This window comes from Ruegeria sp. B11, assembly GCF_056539785.1.
Map to the genome: position 1 here is coordinate 894,852 of NZ_JBQFVO010000001.1, position 16,237 is coordinate 911,088.

The 16,237-nt window shown below is 57.3% G+C and carries 18 protein-coding genes; 8 read left to right on the forward strand and 10 right to left on the reverse strand.

From position 1 onward, the window contains the following. Positions 1 to 7: 7 nt before the first annotated feature. A complete protein-coding gene (locus tag ACR0I1_RS04530) occupies positions 8 to 202 on the reverse strand; it encodes a hypothetical protein (RefSeq protein ID WP_170396424.1) in 195 nt (64 codons plus the stop codon). 255 nt (positions 203 to 457) lie between these two features. On the opposite strand from ACR0I1_RS04530, the gene ACR0I1_RS04535 reads away from it, so the two are divergent. Further along, entirely contained in the window at positions 458 to 1,672 is a 1,215-nt protein-coding gene (locus ACR0I1_RS04535) for a bifunctional alpha/beta hydrolase/OsmC family protein (protein ID WP_480705169.1), read from the forward strand. A gap of 55 nt (positions 1,673 to 1,727) precedes the next feature. Here the strand turns inward: ACR0I1_RS04535 and ACR0I1_RS04540 are convergent, their stop codons facing one another. The 5 genes from ACR0I1_RS04540 to ACR0I1_RS04560 form a co-directional block, all read right to left on the reverse strand. Further along, complete coding sequence (locus tag ACR0I1_RS04540) at positions 1,728 to 2,078, reverse strand: hypothetical protein (RefSeq protein WP_170403183.1); 351 nt, start codon at positions 2,076 to 2,078, stop codon at positions 1,728 to 1,730. A gap of 10 nt (positions 2,079 to 2,088) precedes the next feature. Then, complete coding sequence (locus tag ACR0I1_RS04545) at positions 2,089 to 2,646, reverse strand: hypothetical protein (protein ID WP_170512898.1); 558 nt, start codon at positions 2,644 to 2,646, stop codon at positions 2,089 to 2,091. 139 nt (positions 2,647 to 2,785) lie between these two features. Next, positions 2,786 to 3,373: a biotin transporter BioY gene (locus ACR0I1_RS04550; RefSeq protein ID WP_010442062.1), complete on the reverse strand. Its 588-nt coding sequence runs from the start codon at positions 3,371 to 3,373 to the stop codon at positions 2,786 to 2,788. A 75-nt stretch (positions 3,374 to 3,448) separates the two neighbouring features. After that, the gene (locus tag ACR0I1_RS04555; protein ID WP_170422260.1) at positions 3,449 to 3,871 is read right to left on the reverse strand and encodes a DUF6314 family protein; all 423 of its coding nucleotides are present in this window, start codon (positions 3,869 to 3,871) and stop codon (positions 3,449 to 3,451) included. Beyond that, positions 3,868 to 4,200, reverse strand: coding sequence for a hypothetical protein (locus ACR0I1_RS04560; protein ID WP_480705171.1), 333 nt, complete (start codon positions 4,198 to 4,200; stop codon positions 3,868 to 3,870). Before ACR0I1_RS04560 ends, ACR0I1_RS04555 begins: the two co-directional genes overlap by 4 nt. An 88-nt stretch (positions 4,201 to 4,288) precedes the next feature. Here ACR0I1_RS04560 and purB point away from each other — a divergent pair, with 88 nt between their 5' ends. The 4 genes from purB to ACR0I1_RS04580 all read left to right on the forward strand — a co-directional run bounded on the left by purB (position 4,289) and on the right by ACR0I1_RS04580 (position 8,686). Further along, positions 4,289 to 5,593, forward strand: a complete 1,305-nt coding sequence (gene purB / locus ACR0I1_RS04565) for an adenylosuccinate lyase (RefSeq protein WP_170396410.1) — start codon at positions 4,289 to 4,291, stop codon at positions 5,591 to 5,593. Positions 5,594 to 5,973: 380 nt separating this feature from the next. Beyond that, the gene (locus ACR0I1_RS04570; protein ID WP_170396408.1) at positions 5,974 to 6,516 is read left to right on the forward strand and encodes a tetratricopeptide repeat protein; all 543 of its coding nucleotides are present in this window, start codon (positions 5,974 to 5,976) and stop codon (positions 6,514 to 6,516) included. Positions 6,517 to 6,600: 84 nt separating this feature from the next. Further along, positions 6,601 to 7,677 carry a FliG C-terminal domain-containing protein gene (locus ACR0I1_RS04575; RefSeq protein ID WP_170396958.1) on the forward strand — a complete coding sequence of 359 codons (1,077 nt, stop codon included), beginning with the start codon at positions 6,601 to 6,603 and terminating at the stop codon, positions 7,675 to 7,677. Between the two features lie 85 nt (positions 7,678 to 7,762). After that, positions 7,763 to 8,686: a lysophospholipid acyltransferase family protein gene (locus ACR0I1_RS04580; RefSeq protein WP_170396406.1), complete on the forward strand. Its 924-nt coding sequence runs from the start codon at positions 7,763 to 7,765 to the stop codon at positions 8,684 to 8,686. Here the strand turns inward: ACR0I1_RS04580 and ACR0I1_RS04585 are convergent, their stop codons facing one another. Continuing rightward, on the reverse strand, positions 8,687 to 9,388 hold the full coding sequence (locus ACR0I1_RS04585; protein WP_170663707.1) for a DUF1223 domain-containing protein: 702 nt from the start codon (positions 9,386 to 9,388) through the stop codon (positions 8,687 to 8,689). 226 nt (positions 9,389 to 9,614) lie between these two features. On the opposite strand from ACR0I1_RS04585, the gene acnA reads away from it, so the two are divergent. From acnA to ACR0I1_RS04600, 3 genes are all read left to right on the forward strand, one after another. Then, complete coding sequence (acnA, locus tag ACR0I1_RS04590) at positions 9,615 to 12,305, forward strand: aconitate hydratase AcnA (RefSeq protein WP_170396402.1); 2,691 nt, start codon at positions 9,615 to 9,617, stop codon at positions 12,303 to 12,305. 117 nt (positions 12,306 to 12,422) lie between these two features. Continuing rightward, the gene (locus ACR0I1_RS04595; protein ID WP_480705175.1) at positions 12,423 to 13,925 is read left to right on the forward strand and encodes a BCCT family transporter; all 1,503 of its coding nucleotides are present in this window, start codon (positions 12,423 to 12,425) and stop codon (positions 13,923 to 13,925) included. Between the two features lie 115 nt (positions 13,926 to 14,040). After that, entirely contained in the window at positions 14,041 to 14,742 is a 702-nt protein-coding gene (locus tag ACR0I1_RS04600; protein WP_480705177.1) for an SDR family NAD(P)-dependent oxidoreductase, read from the forward strand. Here ACR0I1_RS04600 and ACR0I1_RS04605 read toward each other — a convergent pair. Genes ACR0I1_RS04605 through ACR0I1_RS04615 form a run of 3 tightly spaced genes read right to left on the reverse strand, consistent with a single transcriptional unit; the run spans position 14,737 to position 16,200 of the window. After that, positions 14,737 to 15,279 carry a DsbE family thiol:disulfide interchange protein gene (locus tag ACR0I1_RS04605; protein WP_170396396.1) on the reverse strand — a complete coding sequence of 181 codons (543 nt, stop codon included), beginning with the start codon at positions 15,277 to 15,279 and terminating at the stop codon, positions 14,737 to 14,739. The genes ACR0I1_RS04600 and ACR0I1_RS04605 overlap by 6 nt on opposite strands. Further along, positions 15,272 to 15,430 carry a heme exporter protein CcmD gene (gene ccmD, locus ACR0I1_RS04610; RefSeq protein ID WP_010442050.1) on the reverse strand — a complete coding sequence of 53 codons (159 nt, stop codon included), beginning with the start codon at positions 15,428 to 15,430 and terminating at the stop codon, positions 15,272 to 15,274. Before ccmD ends, ACR0I1_RS04605 begins: the two co-directional genes overlap by 8 nt. Further along, a complete protein-coding gene (locus ACR0I1_RS04615; RefSeq protein WP_170396395.1) occupies positions 15,427 to 16,200 on the reverse strand; it encodes a heme ABC transporter permease in 774 nt (257 codons plus the stop codon). Before ACR0I1_RS04615 ends, ccmD begins: the two co-directional genes overlap by 4 nt. Positions 16,201 to 16,237 lie beyond the last annotated feature (37 nt).

Here is a 16,237-nt window from a genome sequence, read left to right on the forward strand (position 1 = left end):
CTATGGCCTAGTTCGACCAGTGGGACCGTCTGACATTACCGTGCCAATCTTCAGGCGCGGTGAGAGTTGGCGTGTCCTCAGACGTATTGGTCAGCGGCCAGCTTTGTCCCAGTGCAAAACCAATTGCGCCAGTCACGAGAATTGCCAACAGAACTCCGGCGTGGAGTGTCGGGCTTAGCGGTGCAGATGTTGTATGTGCCATTTTGACCTCTGCTTTGGATAAGAAGGATGATTGCAAGTTGGGGTCCAAGTATAAATAAGTAAAATGAATGTTTATCCGAATTATCATCACATTTTTTGATTGTTCAAATACCAACCCCAACAATGCATTGATGCGACGCGCCAAGGGCTACGTGGTCCCACCCCCTCACCTTCCTGTTACGCCACTGACACAGGGGTTGAGAGAACCGCACACAGCACACAGTATTGTCGAAACCCGGACCACCAAGGATTCATCATGCCCACCGAACGCATTACTTTCGCCGGTCACGACGGCAGCCAATTGGCCGCGCGCCTTGATCTGCCGGACGGGCCGGTACTGGCAACGGCTTTGTTTGCGCATTGCTTTACCTGCTCTAAGGACATACCTGCCGCACGGCGCATTTCGGCGCGTTTGGCGGCGATGGGCATCGCCGTGCTCAGGTTTGATTTTACAGGCCTTGGCCACTCGGATGGAGAGTTTGCGAATACCACATTCACCTCAAATGTCGAAGATCTGATCGCTGCAGCGCACTTCCTGTCCGGCCGCAACATGGCCCCCGCCCTGCTTATTGGCCATTCACTTGGCGGCGCTGCGGTACTGCGCGCACGCGCTGGCATACCGTCGGTCAAGGCGGTCGTCACATTGGGTGCGCCTGCTGACCCGGGCCACGTATCACACCATTTCGAGGCCGCCCTGCCCGAGATTCAGGCGCAAGGCAGCGCAGAGGTTTCGCTTGGCGGTCGCCCGTTCCGCATTGGCAAAGCTTTTGTCGATGACATTTCAGAGGCCGCGCTTAACCCTGCCGTTTCAGATTTGAAAGCAGCGCTTCTGATCCTGCACGCACCGCGCGATGACACGGTCAGCATTGACAACGCCAGCACCATCTTTCTGGCTGCGAAGCATCCAAAAAGTTTTGTCACGCTGGACGATGCCGACCATCTGATCACGCGCGCCGCTGATGCGGATTACGCGGCGGATGTCATTGCGGCTTGGGTGTCGAGATACGTCAAACTGTGCCCGCCCGCCCCACCACCCGGTGCCCCGGAAGGTGTTGTTCGCGTGACCGAGGCAGACCCGGCAGGGTTCCTGCAAGACATCCAGTCCGGCCCGCGCCACCATGCGGTCGCTGACGAGCCCGCTTCGTACGGAGGAACGGACCGAGGCATGTCCCCTTATGGATTTGTGTCCTCGGGATTGGGCGCCTGTACCTCGATGACCATTCGCATGTATGCGCGGCGCAAGAAATGGCCTCTGACGGGTATCACCGTCGATGTCTGCCACGACAAGGTACACGCGCAGGACGCCGGACTGGCCAGCGATGGCAAGGTCGATCAGTTCCGCCGCAAGATACGGCTACAAGGGCCGCTGGATGCCGCGCAACGTGCTAAGCTATTGGAGATCGCAGATAAATGCCCCGTGCACCGAACCCTTGAAGGCTCGGCCCATATCACGACTGAGCTGCTGGACTGAAAACCACCTTTGTCAGCTTATGATAATGATTGAAGGGGGCTTTTGCCCCCTTTTTCTAGCGGCGCCTCGGTGAGGGTCGGTGAATTGGTGGCCGTGCCGTCGGAGGACGCGCCACCGGGGGATGCGGACGCGACGGCGGTTTGGCGATCGGTGGCTTTGGCCGCGGTGGAGGGTTTGGACGAACCGGTCGATCGGGGCGGTCGGGCCGGTCTGGGCGGTTTATGTCAACATCTACATTCACGTTACGGTCGTGGTAGTAATCATTCCACAGCATCGAGTCGTAGAACGGGTCATACCCAACGCCATACCCTACCCCGACGGACACGCCATCGCAGGCGGACAATGTAAACGTTGCAGTACCCAACCCCAGCGCCAGAACAGACCGTTTTAACAGTTTGCGAGTCATCCGAGCCTCCTTACTGCAAAGACCGGAACGACGCGAAAACGGCGTTCAAGGCATCAACATAAGACGGGTCGGCCCCGTCACGCAGGATCGCAACCCCAATCGCAACACGGTCTCGCGGCAGGTCGATCACAGTGGCGGTAAAGTTTACGCCTCGCCCATCCCGATTGCCGGTGCCTCGAATAACGTGGGCTGGCCGCCCACCAATCCTTGTATTGCTGGTGCTGGTCACGGTCGGGTCTTTGACGAGGAATTTGTCGATATCCTCAAGATAGCTCAGCCCGCCCTGAATGCTGGAAACCCGTGATGGTGAGACGAAGCCCATCCAGACATTATCGTCGGTCACCGGTCTGATCCCCATGACGCGCGAAACCGCACGGGCATCGCCCAGATTGGTATCCTCGATTTCACGCGGGCCACCGGTACGCAATGCCCAAAAGTCGGGAACCTCAAAGCGGAACAGGGCGCGCCCTTCATCGGTGTAGGTCACCGGTGTGTCAGCTTGCACAGGCGTTACAGCCAACCAAGTCACGGCACTTGCAGCAAGCGCCAAGCTTAACAAAATACGCATATCTCAATAACCTGATCAGTTTTCTGATGTCAGGTTGCCCATGCAGTTTGACTTTGTCCAGTATCCTGTTCTGCAGACAATAAAAAACCCGCGTCCGGAAAGCTCCGAACGCGGGTGTGTCTTGCGCAAGAGCGCGCTATCAGGTGCGTGCGTCGCCCAGCAGCTTCCACAGGCCAGGGATCAGCAGAGCGGCCAGCGCCAGCTTGATTGCGTCACCCAGCAGGAACGGTGTCAGACCCCATTCCAGGATCGGCTTGTCCCAGCCATACAGCTGACCCAGCCACAGCAGGCCCGGCACATAGATCAGGACATTGGCCAGCACCAGCGCCAGCGCCAGCTTGCCGACCGAACGATCCCAGCCGCGCGCGGCTAGTGCGCCCAGCAGAATGGTCGCCATCAGGTAACCGACCAGATAGCCACCGGTGCCACCCATCATGTAGGTCAGGCCGAATTTTTCGGCCGAGGAACCCGCAAACACGTCAAAGCCCAGAGCACCAACCAGCAGGTAACCCAGCATCGTGATCAGGCCAAGGCGCGCGCCATAGGCGGTGCCGATGGTCAGAACGGCGAATGTGCCCATGGTGATCGGAACCGGCCACATCGGCACTTTGATTTTGGCTGCAACAGCCAGAGCAACGATACCCAGGGCAACCAGAGCCACCTGCTTGACGCGCAGCGCCGTCCCCTCACGCGGGCCAAAAGCATTGGCCAGTACGTTTGCGTTCATCTCATTTCTCCACATTCGGACTTATTTGCACATGCAGCAATGCCCGTTCCGGGCCGTTGCTGCAAGATGATTACGCTATCGCAGCGCGTATTTGGTCTCCATTTCATAGGATTTTCGCGGTCCTGATACAGTCCAGCGGACTGTCCAGCGCGGCCATCCCGAGAAATCATAGTCTGCATCATAGCTGTCCGGCGGGCAATCGTGATGATCCTTGACGCGGGTTTGGCCAAGTTTAAGTGCGTGAAAAAACCGATCATCATCAAAGTGAATGGCGATCCGATCACCGGCGTCGCGCCAAAGGTATCGACGCGTTCCCGTCATTGCAGGCTGCCCCGGAACACGCAGCGTGACCGTCTCATCATAGACCAACCCTTGGGTATCTTGCCGTAGCTCTGCCTTACCCTCGGCCTGAATGATCTGGCCTGCACGCTCGTCCCGGATGAGGCGGCTCAGGTCCCAAACCCCCTGGAAATCATAAATATTTCTGGGCAGGCTCACTTCAAATAGATTCCGTCAGTTGTATTACCTGAATCATCCACAAACCGGATGGTTTCACCGCTTTGCTCAACATCATAACAAGCCCAGAAATCCGAAGGCGGCCAGACCGAGCAATAGCGATCATCACGAACGGCCCATCGTCCCGAACTTGGGCGGCCTGAAAAGTACTGCGTTTGCATATTGCTATCGAAGGTCTGGGTGATCCCCTCGCCATAGTCGAGCTTCTTGCCAGCAAGCGCCATCAGAATCTCATCACTCGTCAGTTGCTGAAACTCGTCGGCGGCCACAAATCCGGGCCAAAGCAATAAAATCAGGGCAAACCGTCTCATCCCAGCACTCGCGCCTTGTTCCTTGGTCAATGCGCGGCTAAACCCCGCGCCAACGCCTCATCCCAATCATAAAAAGGTGCTGCCGCCAATGATTCCCCGCTATTCACGCCCCGACATGGTCGCCATCTGGTCACCCGAGAGCAAGTTCCGCATTTGGTACGAGATCGAGGCGCACGCCTGCGACGCCATGGCCGATCTAGGCGTGATCCCGCGTGAAAACGCCGAGGCCGTGTGGAAAGCCAAGGATGTGGAGTTTGATGTCGCCCGTATCGACGAGATCGAAGCCGTCACCAAACACGACGTCATCGCCTTCCTGACCCATCTGGCCGAACATGTGGGTAGCGAGGAAGCCCGCTTCGTGCATCAGGGCATGACCTCCTCGGACGTGCTGGACACTTGCTTCAATGTGCAACTGACCCGCGCCGCCGACCTGCTGATTGCAGACCTCGAAGGTCTGTTGGCTGCCCTGAAACGCCGCGCGATCGAGCACAAAGACACCGTTCGCATCGGTCGCAGCCACGGTATCCATGCCGAACCCACCACGATGGGCCTGACCTTTGCCCGCTTCTATGCCGAGATGGACCGCAACTTGTCCCGGATGCGCGATGCCCGCGCGGAAATCGCCACCGGAGCGATCAGCGGCGCGGTCGGGACGTTTGCGAATATCGACCCGCAGGTTGAAGAGCATGTCTGCGACAAGCTGGGTCTGGTGCCTGAACCGATCAGCACACAGGTCATTCCCCGCGACCGTCACGCAGCATTCTTCGCCACACTGGGTGTTATCGCCAGCAGCATCGAAAACATCGCTATCGAAATCCGCCACATGCAGCGTACCGAAGTGCTGGAGGGGGCCGAGTTCTTCTCGATGGGGCAGAAAGGCTCATCCGCGATGCCGCACAAGAAGAACCCGGTGCTGACCGAGAACCTGACCGGTCTTGCGCGCATGGTGCGTGCTGCCGTGATCCCGGCGATGGAGAACGTGGCGCTGTGGCACGAGCGCGATATCTCGCATTCCTCGGTCGAACGCATGATCGGGCCGGATGCCACTATCACGCTGGACTTTGCACTCGCGCGATTGACCGGTGTAATCGACAAGATGCTGATCTTCCCCGAGAACATGATCGAGAACATGAACAAGTTCCCTGGTCTTGTCATGAGCCAACGAGTGCTGTTGGCGTTGACCCAAGCCGGTGTAAGCCGCGAGGATGCCTATGCCATGGTTCAGCGCAACGCGCTGAAAGTCTGGGAGCATCGCACCGACTTCAAAGAGGAACTGTTGGCCGACGCCGATGTCACCGCCGCGCTGAGCCCGAAAGAAATCGAAGAGAAATTCGATCTCGGCTACCATACCAAACATGTAGATACGATTTTCGCCCGCGTATTCGGCGAATAATTCAAACTCAAACAGTGCTAAAAACTTGGCCCGGCTTGCTCAATGCAGCCGGGCCTTGTGTCTTTGCCAGATTGGCAAAAATCGGTTAATCTGTTGGCACAGTTTCCGCGAAAGGAAAACTCGATGCTACGAACTGCTCTATGCGCAATTGCTCTTATCTGTGCGGGCACCGCCGGATTTGCCTGTAACGGTAACACCAAGCAAACCCAATCCTGTGCTGAAGGCACAATTTGGGACAGCGAAAGCCAAAGCTGCATGAAAATCGTCAATAGCTGACATTTTTATTTCCTGCTTGTGAATAAAAGCGATCAGTCAATCGTTAGCTTTTTTGAAGATCAAGCTATGATTGTAACAAGTCTCTTTGACAACGGAGTAGGAAAATGCGTCTTGTACTAGCCTCGGCCATCGCTCTTCAGGCCTTTACCTTCGCGCCCATGGCCATTGCTGCGGGTGGTGGGGACAGCAGCCCGCCCAAGCCCACCAACACCACCAAGAAATGCCTGTTTGGCCGCGTTTATGACGAGGCAGCCGGGCGCTGCGTCAAACCCAACAAGACAAATTTCACCGAAGACCAACTGTATGATGCCGTGCGCGAGTTGGCTTACAACGGGCAGTACGAAAATGCTCAGGGCATTCTGCGTATCATGGATCAAGATGATGATCGGGTGCAGACCTATTGGGGGTTCACCTATCGCAAGATGGGTGAGCTGAAACTGGCTGACGCATTTTACCAGAAAGCAATTGAATCCAACCCCGACAACATCCTCGCCCGCAGCTACATGGGTCAGGGATTTGTTACCCAGGGCAAGACCGAGTTGGCCATCGCACAATGGCGCGAGATCAAGGCGCGTGGTGGCGAAGGCACATGGGCTGAGACATCGCTGCGCGAAGCGATCAGAACAGGGCTGACATATAGCTACTGAGTTTCAGGGTTTCTTTACCCGACTCTCTATATTCTGCCTGCAACGCGAATGAGGCATTGCAGGCAGATGCAGGACACGAACCTAATGGTGCAGATGACGCCGGGCACGCAAACCCCGGTCGTTGAACAAGACGATGATGCGCCACGTGTTGTGCCGCGCGCCCTCAGCAACCGAGAGAAAGCCGCGGTTGTGGTTCGGCTGCTGCTGAACGAGGGGGCGGATATCCCGTTGGAAGAGCTTCCCGATTCACTGCAGGAACAACTTACCCACCAACTTGGACAGATGGGGTTGGTTGACCGGGTAACGTTGGCCGCCGTCGCACAGGAATTTGCCGATGCGCTGGATGGCGTAGGGCTTGCATTTCCCCATGGGCTAGCCGGTGCTCTGGACGCGGTGAACGGCAAGATCGCCCCAGCCACCGCCGCCCGGCTGCGCAAGGTAGCTGGCGTGAGGCAGATCGGTGACCCATGGCAGCGTTTGCGCGAAGTACCCTCAGAAGATCTGGCCGAAATGGCCAAAGCTGAAAGCACAGAAGTCGCCGCCGTTATGCTTTCGAAACTCGAAACCGCCAAGGCTGCCCAGTTGTTGGGCCACCTGCCCGGCCCCACAGCGCGACGGATAACTTATGCAGTCTCGAAAACGGCCAACGTGACGCCCGAGGCGGTTGAGCGGATCGGATGGTCCTTGGCCGCTCAGCTGGATCAACGCCCCGAGCCCGCCTTTCGGGATGGGCCGGGTGAGCGTGTGGGCGCGATCCTCAACCAGTCAGCCGCGGCGACGCGTAATGGTTTGCTGACTGCGTTGGACGAAGAAGACGCCGATTTTGCGGATACCGTCCGGCAATCGATCTTCATCTTTTCGCATGTGCCCTCGCGCATCCAACCCCGCGATGTTCCAGCGATTCTGCGCGGTGTGGATCAACCCGTTCTCATCACGGCGTTGGCCGGAGCCAATAGCGACGAAGACCTTGCCACGGTCGAGTTCTTCCTAGCCAACATGTCCTCTCGCATGGCGGACAACTTACGGGAAGAAATGGCCGAACGTGGCAAGGTCAAACAATCCGACAGTGAAGAAGCGATGTCGCAGATCGTTGCAGCCATCCGCGCGCTTTTGGACGAGGGCGCGATCGCACTGGTCGAGGCTGAGGAGAATGCAGAATAGTCCGGCAAGGCGCGACCACTTGTGATCGCACGATGGGGCCTGTATGTCTCGTCGCGCAGTTCACAACGCTCAGGTGTCTCTCCCCATGCCCGTCGAAAAGTCGGAACTAAGCCGATTTGAGCTTGGAAAATACTACGTCGCCAACCTGTTTCTGACCGGCGTAATCCGCGGCATGCGCCTGCTGCCATATGAGCGCCGCATCGGAGCGATGGGCGCGATTGTGCGCTGGCTTGCCCCCATTGTCGGCTTTCGAACCCGCGTGCGCCGCAACCTGAAACTCACCTGCCCAGACCTGCCCGAGGCCGAGGTCAAACGCATCTGCCGCGCCGTGCCTGACAATGCCGGGCGCGCGATCATGGAGCATTTTTCAGCCGACGGTTTCATCGAGCGACAAAGCAAGGCCAAAGTATCGGGCTCGGGTGTCGAAGCATTTGATGCCGCCGTGGCGGAAGGGCGTCCAGTGATGATGATCACTGCGCATTTCGGGCACTATCTGGCCGCGCGGGTCGCGCTGCAGGCGCGTAGCGGTAAACCCATCGGCAGCCTCTATCGCCGCATGGCAAATCCATATTTCAACGACATGTATGTCGAGGCATTCTATCAGACCGGGTCGCCCATGTTCGAACAGGGCCGCCGAGGTATGGTCGAAATGGTCCGTTCACTGAAAAGCGGAGGCATCATTGCCATTGTATCCGACCTGCATGCGCATGGTGGTGAGGAGCTGACCTTTTTCGGCAAACCCGCCGTCACCTCGGTGCTGAACGCGGAACTTGCGATCAAATACAAGGCTGTGCTGATCCCCTGCTATGCAGTGCGCCAACCCAACGGGATCGATTTTGAGATCGTCCTGCACGACCCGGTCCCGCATACTGATGCCAAAACCATGACCCAGTTCACCAATGACGACCTGGAAGCGATGGTGCGTCAGCACATGGGACAATGGTTCTGGATTCATCGGCGCTGGAAGTCCTGGAGGGGACTGGGGGTCCAGCCAAAGGATATGCCCTGATCACTTAACCCGCGCTGCGGCCACGATCGGACCATGGCCACTGCGCTGGATCAGAACAACGGCAGGCAATTCCGATGACAATGTTGCGGTGAAACTCTGCGGTGTTTGGCCATCCCAGCGACCGGCAATCTGCCAATTCTCGACCACGTTTGCATAATCCAGATCATGTCCGGCCAATTCGCCACGCCGGATCGAGGTGCGACGCATCGGCGAATACTGCACAATCCGAACATCATAGGTTTCGTCGTCTGGTAACTCGATCGGAACGACATTCATGGATACTTCGTTCGCGGTACGCGTGGCACTGACCTCGGCCTCCGGCGGCGCAGTCAGGTGTGCATCGACTAGCCGGTTCAGTTCAATTGACTTGGCCCCAACCACATCCTGCTGCCCATTCACAACCATCTGCGGCGTGTAGATCATCGTCCTCCCGCCTTCACGTGCATAGGCGCGCTGACGATCGGTGTGGTCGGGATTGGCGTATTCATCTTTCCAGCCAATGTAGTCCCAATAATCCACATGCAACGCCAGACCGATTACATCATCCCGCTTGGCCAATTCATGCATGATCCGGTCTGCTGGCGGGCAGGACGAGCACCCCTGCGAGGTGAACAGTTCGACCACCACCGGGTCATCCTGCGCCTGAGCCGGGGCAGCAAGAAAGAGTGAAACAAACGCGGTCGCAGCGACTGATCTGAGCATGTTTTCTCTCGATAGAGGATGATTGCCTGAAAGGTTTAAGTCGGAACCGAATAAACTGCCAATCAAGGTTTCTTGAGACCTCAGACACAAGCTTTCGACAAAATGTGTGCAATGGTATACAAAAAACCACCCAAACTGCCCGTTTCACCTTGAAACAACTGGTGTGGTAATGCAGATAACCCTTAGCGAAGCCCGTATTCCAAGTCATTTGAGAGGGAGGCCACAGATGCCCATCAAGGTCGGACAGGACACCGCCAAGACACGCCGCAGCCTGAACGTGAATGGCAAATCCATTTCCTATTATTCGATTCCAGCCGCGCAAGAAGCAGGCTTAGGCGATTTTTCGAATCTGCCTGCCGCGTTGAAAGTGGTTCTGGAAAACATGCTGCGGTTCGAAGATGACGGGTTCTCGGTTTCCGTCGATGACATCAAAGCCTTTGCCGAATGGGGTGCCAACGGTGGCAAGAACCCACGTGAGATTGCCTATCGCCCTGCCCGGGTTCTGATGCAAGACTTTACCGGAGTTCCGGCCGTGGTGGATCTGGCAGCGATGCGCGACGGCATCAAGGGCCTTGGTGGGGACGCGCAAAAGATCAACCCGCTGAACCCGGTCGATCTGGTCATCGACCACTCGGTCATGATTGATGAGTTCGGCAACCCACGCGCGTTTCAGATGAACGTGGACCGCGAATATGAGCGCAACATGGAACGCTATCAGTTCCTGAAATGGGGTCAGAACGCGTTCAACAATTTCCGCGTCGTGCCTCCCGGCACCGGAATCTGCCACCAAGTAAACCTGGAATACCTGGCGCAGACCGTCTGGACAGACACGGACCAAAGCGGCGAAGAAGTCGCTTATCCCGATACACTTGTTGGTACTGACAGCCACACCACCATGGTCAACGGCATGGCCGTTCTGGGTTGGGGCGTTGGCGGAATCGAGGCCGAAGCCGCGATGCTGGGTCAACCGATCTCGATGCTGATCCCCGAGGTTGTGGGTTTTGAACTGACCGGTTCGATGGTCGAAGGCACAACGGGAACTGACCTTGTCCTGAAAGTCGTCGAGATGCTGCGCGAGAAAGGCGTGGTTGGTAAATTCGTTGAGTTCTTCGGCGAAGGTCTGGACCGCTTGCCCTTGGCCGATCGCGCAACCATCGCCAACATGGCCCCCGAATACGGCGCGACCTGTGGTTTCTTCCCGATTGACGGCGAGACCTTGCGCTATATGCGCAATACTGGACGCGACGAAGACCGCATCGCATTGGTCGAGGCCTACGCCAAGGAAAACGGCTTCTGGCGCGATGCCGATTACGCGCCGATCTACACCGACACTCTGTCGCTGGATATGGGCACAATTGTTCCTGCGATCTCGGGCCCGAAACGGCCGCAGGATTATGTCGCACTAACCGACGCCAAGGCCGCATTCACCAAGGAAATGGCCGAGACCTTCAAACGCCCGATGGGCAAACAAATAGAGGTCAAAGGCGAAAACTACGGCATGGAATCGGGCAAAGTCGTGATCGCTTCGATCACCTCCTGCACCAACACGTCGAACCCGTATGTGATGATCGGCGCGGGCCTCGTTGCACGTAAAGCCGCCGCGCTGGGATTGGATCGCAAACCGTGGGTAAAGACCTCATTGGCGCCCGGCTCGCAGGTTGTGTCCGCCTACTTGGAGGCTGCGGGTCTGCAGGAAGATCTGGACAAGATCGGCTTCAACCTAGTTGGCTATGGCTGCACCACCTGTATTGGCAACTCGGGTCCGATCCAAAGGGAAATCAGCGAAGCGATTGCCGAAGGCGATCTTGTTGCCACTTCGGTGCTGTCAGGCAACCGCAACTTTGAAGGCCGCATCTCGCCCGACGTGCGCGCCAACTATCTGGCTTCACCGCCGCTGGTGGTGGTTTATGCTTTGGCTGGTACGTTGGACATCGACCTGACCTCGGAACCGATTGGACAGGATCAGGCCGGCAACGATGTCTACATGAAAGACATCTGGCCGACCCAAAGCGAAATCGCCGAATTGGTTGAGGCAACCGTGACCCGCGAGGCGTTCCAGTCGAAATATGCCGATGTCTTCAAAGGCGACGAGAAATGGCAGGAGGTCGAGGTTCCACAACAGGAAACCTATGATTGGCCACCGACGTCAACCTACATTCAAAACCCTCCCTATTTCCAAGGCATGGGGCCTGAGCCGGGCACAATCTCGAATATCGATGGTGCAAAGGTTCTGCTGATCCTGGGTGACATGATCACCACCGACCATATCTCGCCCGCCGGTTCGTTTGCGACAACGACACCTGCCGGGAAGTATCTGACCGATCGTCAGGTTCAGCCGCGCGAATTCAACTCGTATGGCTCACGCCGTGGCAACCACGAGATCATGATGCGCGGCACCTTCGCCAATATCCGCGTCAAGAACGAGATGCTGGATGGCGTCGAAGGCGGTTATACAAAAGGCCCGGATGGTGAACAAACCTCGGTCTACGAAGCATCGATGGCCTATCAGGAGCAAGGCACCCCGCTGGTCGTCTTTGGCGGCGAACAGTACGGTGCAGGTTCGTCACGTGACTGGGCGGCCAAGGGCACAGCTCTGCTTGGCGTCAAGGCAGTGATCGCCGAGAGTTTTGAGCGCATCCACCGTTCAAACTTGGTGGGCATGGGCGTCATACCGTTCGAATTCACCGATGGTGATACCCGCAAGACACTGGGTCTGAAAGGTGATGAGACCGTATCGATCCACGGGTTGGATTCAGTTGAGCCCTTGCAGGAAGTGCCCTGCACCATCATTTACGGAGATGGTACCGAAAAGACGATCACCCTGAAGTGCCGCATCGATACCGCGCCCGAGATCGAATACATCGAAAACGGCGGTGTGCTGCAATACGTGCTGCGCAATCTCGCAAAAGCGTCATAAATCAGCAGGTTGATATCCAACCTCAGCCCCCGGCCCTGCGCCGGGGGTTTTGTTTTCTGGCCATTTATTCAAAAATCTGAAACTGTTGAGCAAGACAGTCTTCGGAATTTCATCACCATGAAAAAGCCCAACGCCCTATTGGTTTGCTCGCTTAGCGTCATCGCCGTGATCGGGATCTGGGGCGTCGTCGATATCGAAAGCTTGGTGACTTGGGCCAATATCATCGTGCAACAAACCTTCCACAGTCGCGGTTGGTTCGTGATGCTCGCGGCCTCAGGCATGTTGATCGGGTGTTTAGTTCTGGCCTTTTCGCCATATGGCAAAATCCGTCTGGGCCGGGATGATGAAGAGCCCGAGTTCTCGACCGCCACCTGGATCTCAATGCTGTTCTCCGCAGGAATGGGCGTTGGACTGCTGTTCTGGGCGGTCGCCGAGCCCTTGACCCATTTCAACTTCATCTCGGGCATGGCACCCGACTATGTCGCCGCGCAGCAGGCCATGCTGGCAACAAACTTCCATTGGGGCCTGCACGCATGGGCGATTTACGGTTCGACCGCGCTGACCATTGCTTATTTCAGCTTTCGGCGCGGGACAGGCATGATGGTCAGTGCACCGATCAAAAGCCTATTCCCAGGAGAACGCTGGGCCGAGCGGGTCGGGTGGCTGTCGGATTTCATGGCCATTGTTGCAATCTCTATCGGTGTTGGCGGTTCAATGGCCATGGGCGTGTTCCAGGTTGCGGACGGGATTGCGGTTCTGGGTGGCCGGGAAACGGTTGGTGCCCTTCTGATCGGCGTTGTTTTCCTGGCGATGGTCGCAGCCTACATCCCTGCTCTGTTGATCGACCTTGGCCAAGGCATGGCGCGCTTGTCAAATGCGGCAATGCTGATCGCGATCTGCCTTGTGGCCTATACAGTGGTCCTCGGCCCCACCGAGTATCTATTGAATACCGTGGTTCAAGGGTTCGGCGATTACGTCACCAATGTCATCCCTCGGGGCTTTCAGACCTTCACCTTCTTCGGCGATGACGTCACCAAATGGTTCAGCGACTGGACCCTCACCTATATGGTCTGGTGGATCGCCTGGGGACCTTTTGTTGGTGTGTTTGTCGCGCGTATCTCTCGCGGTCGCACGATCCGGGAATTCGTGATCGGAGTACTCTTTGCGCCCACACTGTTCTCGATCCTTTGGTTCGGTGCCTTCGGCGGCATCGGTCTGTTCGAGGCGCTCAACGGTGCCGGAGAACTGCTGGCCTATACGCAAACAAACATCGAGCGTGTGACCTTCGCCCTGCTCGACCGTTTGCCCTTATCGCAGATCACAATACTTGCAACCGTAGCGGCGGCGTTTCTGTTCATCGTAACCAGCGTTGTAAGCGCGGCCTTTGTGCTGGGTACATTCTCGTCCCAGGGGGATGAAAACCCGCCCCCGCGCGTGCGGCTGATCTGGGGTGCATTGCTGGGCTTGTTGAGTGTCGCGATGATCCTGTCGGGTTCGGTGGAATCGGTCAAAGTCCTGATCTCACTCGGGGCGCTGCCCTTTGTGTTCATCTCGGTTCTGCTGATGGTCTGCCTGTTCCGAGGGCTACGAGAAGAGGGGCTGAGCCATGCTGATCGGTGATCTGACGGATACGCTTATGAATCTGACCACTTTTGCATTCATCGGCGCGCTGATCTGGATTTTGGTCCGTAAGTAACGGCTTGAATCCCAGCCGTTTTACCGATTTCCTACGATTATGGACAAAGTCGCATTGATAACCGGCGGTGCACGCGGAATTGGGCGTGCAATCGTCGAAGACCTCAGCCGTGATCACCGCGTCGCGTTTACTTGGTTGTCGAGTAAACCCACGCCCGAGCTACTGGGTGGGGATGTTCTGGCCATACGCTCTGATCTATCTGCGCCCGACCAGCCGGCTAGCGTGATTTCGCAGGTGATCGAGAGGTTTGGACGGCTGGATGTGATCGTCAACAATGCCGGCCTTGTGAAATCTACCCCCAAAGAGGAATTTCGGGCCGAGGACCACCGCGCCATTCTGGATTTGAACCTGCTGGCCCCCGCCGCATTGTTGGCTGCTGCGCTACCACATCTGAAACGCGACGCCTCAATCGTCAGTATCTCATCCATGAACGCGGTCTTACCGCCTCGAGATGCGGTGACCTATGGGGCAAGCAAGGCCGCCCTGAATCTATGGACCCATGCCATGGCAAAGGAGCTTGGGCCAAAGGGGATACGCGTTAATGCAGTCGCGCCGGGTGCGATCAACATCCCCGAAGCGCCCCGGTCTGAGGAGTTGACCGCGCTGTTTATCAAAGAAACCGCTTTAGGTCGCGCGGGAAAGCCCGAGGATATCGCCAAAGTCGTCAGGTTTCTGGCGTCCGATGCCGCATCCTTCATCACTGGTGAGGTTCTGGGCGTCACCGGTGGCTATCGCTTATGAGCCACCTGCGGCTTTCTCAAGCGCTGGGCGGATCGTGCTTTCGATCACCCGCTGAGTGACCGGACCAGCCCAGCGCAGGATGATCGTGCCCTCACCGTCGATCACATAGGTTTCGGGCACACCGTAGACGCCCCAGTCCAGCCCCATTCGGCCCTGTTCATCCCGACCGATACCGGCATAGGGATCGCCCAGTTCAGCAAGAAATCCTTCGGCGTTGTCCAGTTGATCTTTGTAGTTGATACCATAGACGGGGATACCCTCGTCAGACAGAGCCTGCAGATTGGGGTGTTCGACGCGGCATGGTGCACACCAACTGGCCCAGTAGTTGACCAGCTTGACCTCGCCATCACGCAATGTGGCATCATCGAAGCCCGGTTTGCCCGCGAACTCGGTCAGTACAACCGGCGGCGCTGGCTGACCCTCGCGCGCTGAGGGCAAGGCGTTGGGGTCGTCACGGAACATGCCGATGCCCGCGAGCACAGCGAAGGCGCCGAAAATCAGCGGAGGCGCGATCATCAGGGGCGAAATCTTAGCCATTGCGTGACATCCTTTGTTCAACCTTCTCCATCTCGGCCCGTACCTTACGGCCCCGGATCACGCTGAAACCCACCAATGCGATCAGAAGTCCGATTGATACGACATAGGACCACAAGACGGTATCGGCATATTTTCCAAGATCAGGGATCATCCGCTCACCCTTTCACGCGCCATAAGCGCCTTGGTCCGGCGGGCGCGAATTTCTGTGCCCGTACGATAGAAGACCAGCGCAATGAACAGCAGTACAAAGCCGATGATGCAGAGCAGCAGTGGATAGAAGTAGATATTGCTTACCTTCTCCTCAGTATCCGTGCCTGTGATCGCCCCGGCGCGCATCACCGAAGCCCCCTGATGCAGCCCCTGATTCCAGAAGTTCACCGCATACCGGCTGAGGAACGCAAAGACAGAACCCACAAGGCAAAGGACCGAGGTCAGGTCCGCCGCTGTATCCGGATCTTCGATCGCTTCCCAAAGCGCGACATAACCTAGATAGAACAGGAACAGGATCAGGAACGATGTCAGGCGCGGGTCCCAGGCCCACCATGTCCCCCACATGGGCTGCCCCCAGATCGCTCCGGTGGCCAATGCGATCAGCGTCATCACGATGCCAATGGGCGCAGCGGCACGGGCAGCCAGCGCACTGACATGGTGGCGACGCACCAACCAGACCAGCGAAGTTGCCAGCATCATCAGCCAGCAATTGATCGCCATCAACGCGGCGGGCACATGCAAATAGATGATCTTTACGGTCGAGCCTTGCTTGTAGTCATCCGGGGTGAAGAAAAAGCCCCAGATCAATCCGACGACCAGACAAAGACCTGAGCTGATCCAGAAGAACGGAAGGACCCGTTCGCTGGTCGCGAGGAACTTACGCGGGTTGGCGTATTCCCAAAGGGCATTGGCTTTGGCTGCGATTGTCATGGGCTCTATCTAGTCCGAGTCGGCGTGGTTCTCAATT

What these genes read in the sequence shown, in the direction of transcription:
- ACR0I1_RS04530 (WP_170396424.1), bottom strand. Translation starts at nt 202, where the DNA reads ATGGCACATACAACATCTGCACCGCTAAGCCCGACACTCCACGCCGGA.
- ACR0I1_RS04535 (WP_480705169.1), top strand. Translation starts at nt 458, where the DNA reads ATGCCCACCGAACGCATTACTTTCGCCGGTCACGACGGCAGCCAATTG.
- ACR0I1_RS04540 (WP_170403183.1), bottom strand. Translation starts at nt 2,078, where the DNA reads ATGACTCGCAAACTGTTAAAACGGTCTGTTCTGGCGCTGGGGTTGGGT.
- ACR0I1_RS04545 (WP_170512898.1), bottom strand. Translation starts at nt 2,646, where the DNA reads ATGCGTATTTTGTTAAGCTTGGCGCTTGCTGCAAGTGCCGTGACTTGG.
- ACR0I1_RS04550 (WP_010442062.1), bottom strand. Translation starts at nt 3,373, where the DNA reads ATGAACGCAAACGTACTGGCCAATGCTTTTGGCCCGCGTGAGGGGACG.
- ACR0I1_RS04560 (WP_480705171.1), bottom strand. Translation starts at nt 4,200, where the DNA reads ATGAGACGGTTTGCCCTGATTTTATTGCTTTGGCCCGGATTTGTGGCC.
- purB (WP_170396410.1), top strand. Translation starts at nt 4,289, where the DNA reads ATGATTCCCCGCTATTCACGCCCCGACATGGTCGCCATCTGGTCACCC.
- ACR0I1_RS04570 (WP_170396408.1), top strand. Translation starts at nt 5,974, where the DNA reads ATGCGTCTTGTACTAGCCTCGGCCATCGCTCTTCAGGCCTTTACCTTC.
- ACR0I1_RS04575 (WP_170396958.1), top strand. Translation starts at nt 6,601, where the DNA reads ATGGTGCAGATGACGCCGGGCACGCAAACCCCGGTCGTTGAACAAGAC.
- ACR0I1_RS04580 (WP_170396406.1), top strand. Translation starts at nt 7,763, where the DNA reads ATGCCCGTCGAAAAGTCGGAACTAAGCCGATTTGAGCTTGGAAAATAC.
- ACR0I1_RS04585 (WP_170663707.1), bottom strand. Translation starts at nt 9,388, where the DNA reads ATGCTCAGATCAGTCGCTGCGACCGCGTTTGTTTCACTCTTTCTTGCT.
- acnA (WP_170396402.1), top strand. Translation starts at nt 9,615, where the DNA reads ATGCCCATCAAGGTCGGACAGGACACCGCCAAGACACGCCGCAGCCTG.
- ACR0I1_RS04595 (WP_480705175.1), top strand. Translation starts at nt 12,423, where the DNA reads ATGAAAAAGCCCAACGCCCTATTGGTTTGCTCGCTTAGCGTCATCGCC.
- ACR0I1_RS04600 (WP_480705177.1), top strand. Translation starts at nt 14,041, where the DNA reads ATGGACAAAGTCGCATTGATAACCGGCGGTGCACGCGGAATTGGGCGT.
- ACR0I1_RS04605 (WP_170396396.1), bottom strand. Translation starts at nt 15,279, where the DNA reads ATGGCTAAGATTTCGCCCCTGATGATCGCGCCTCCGCTGATTTTCGGC.
- ccmD (WP_010442050.1), bottom strand. Translation starts at nt 15,430, where the DNA reads ATGATCCCTGATCTTGGAAAATATGCCGATACCGTCTTGTGGTCCTAT.
- ACR0I1_RS04615 (WP_170396395.1), bottom strand. Translation starts at nt 16,200, where the DNA reads ATGACAATCGCAGCCAAAGCCAATGCCCTTTGGGAATACGCCAACCCG.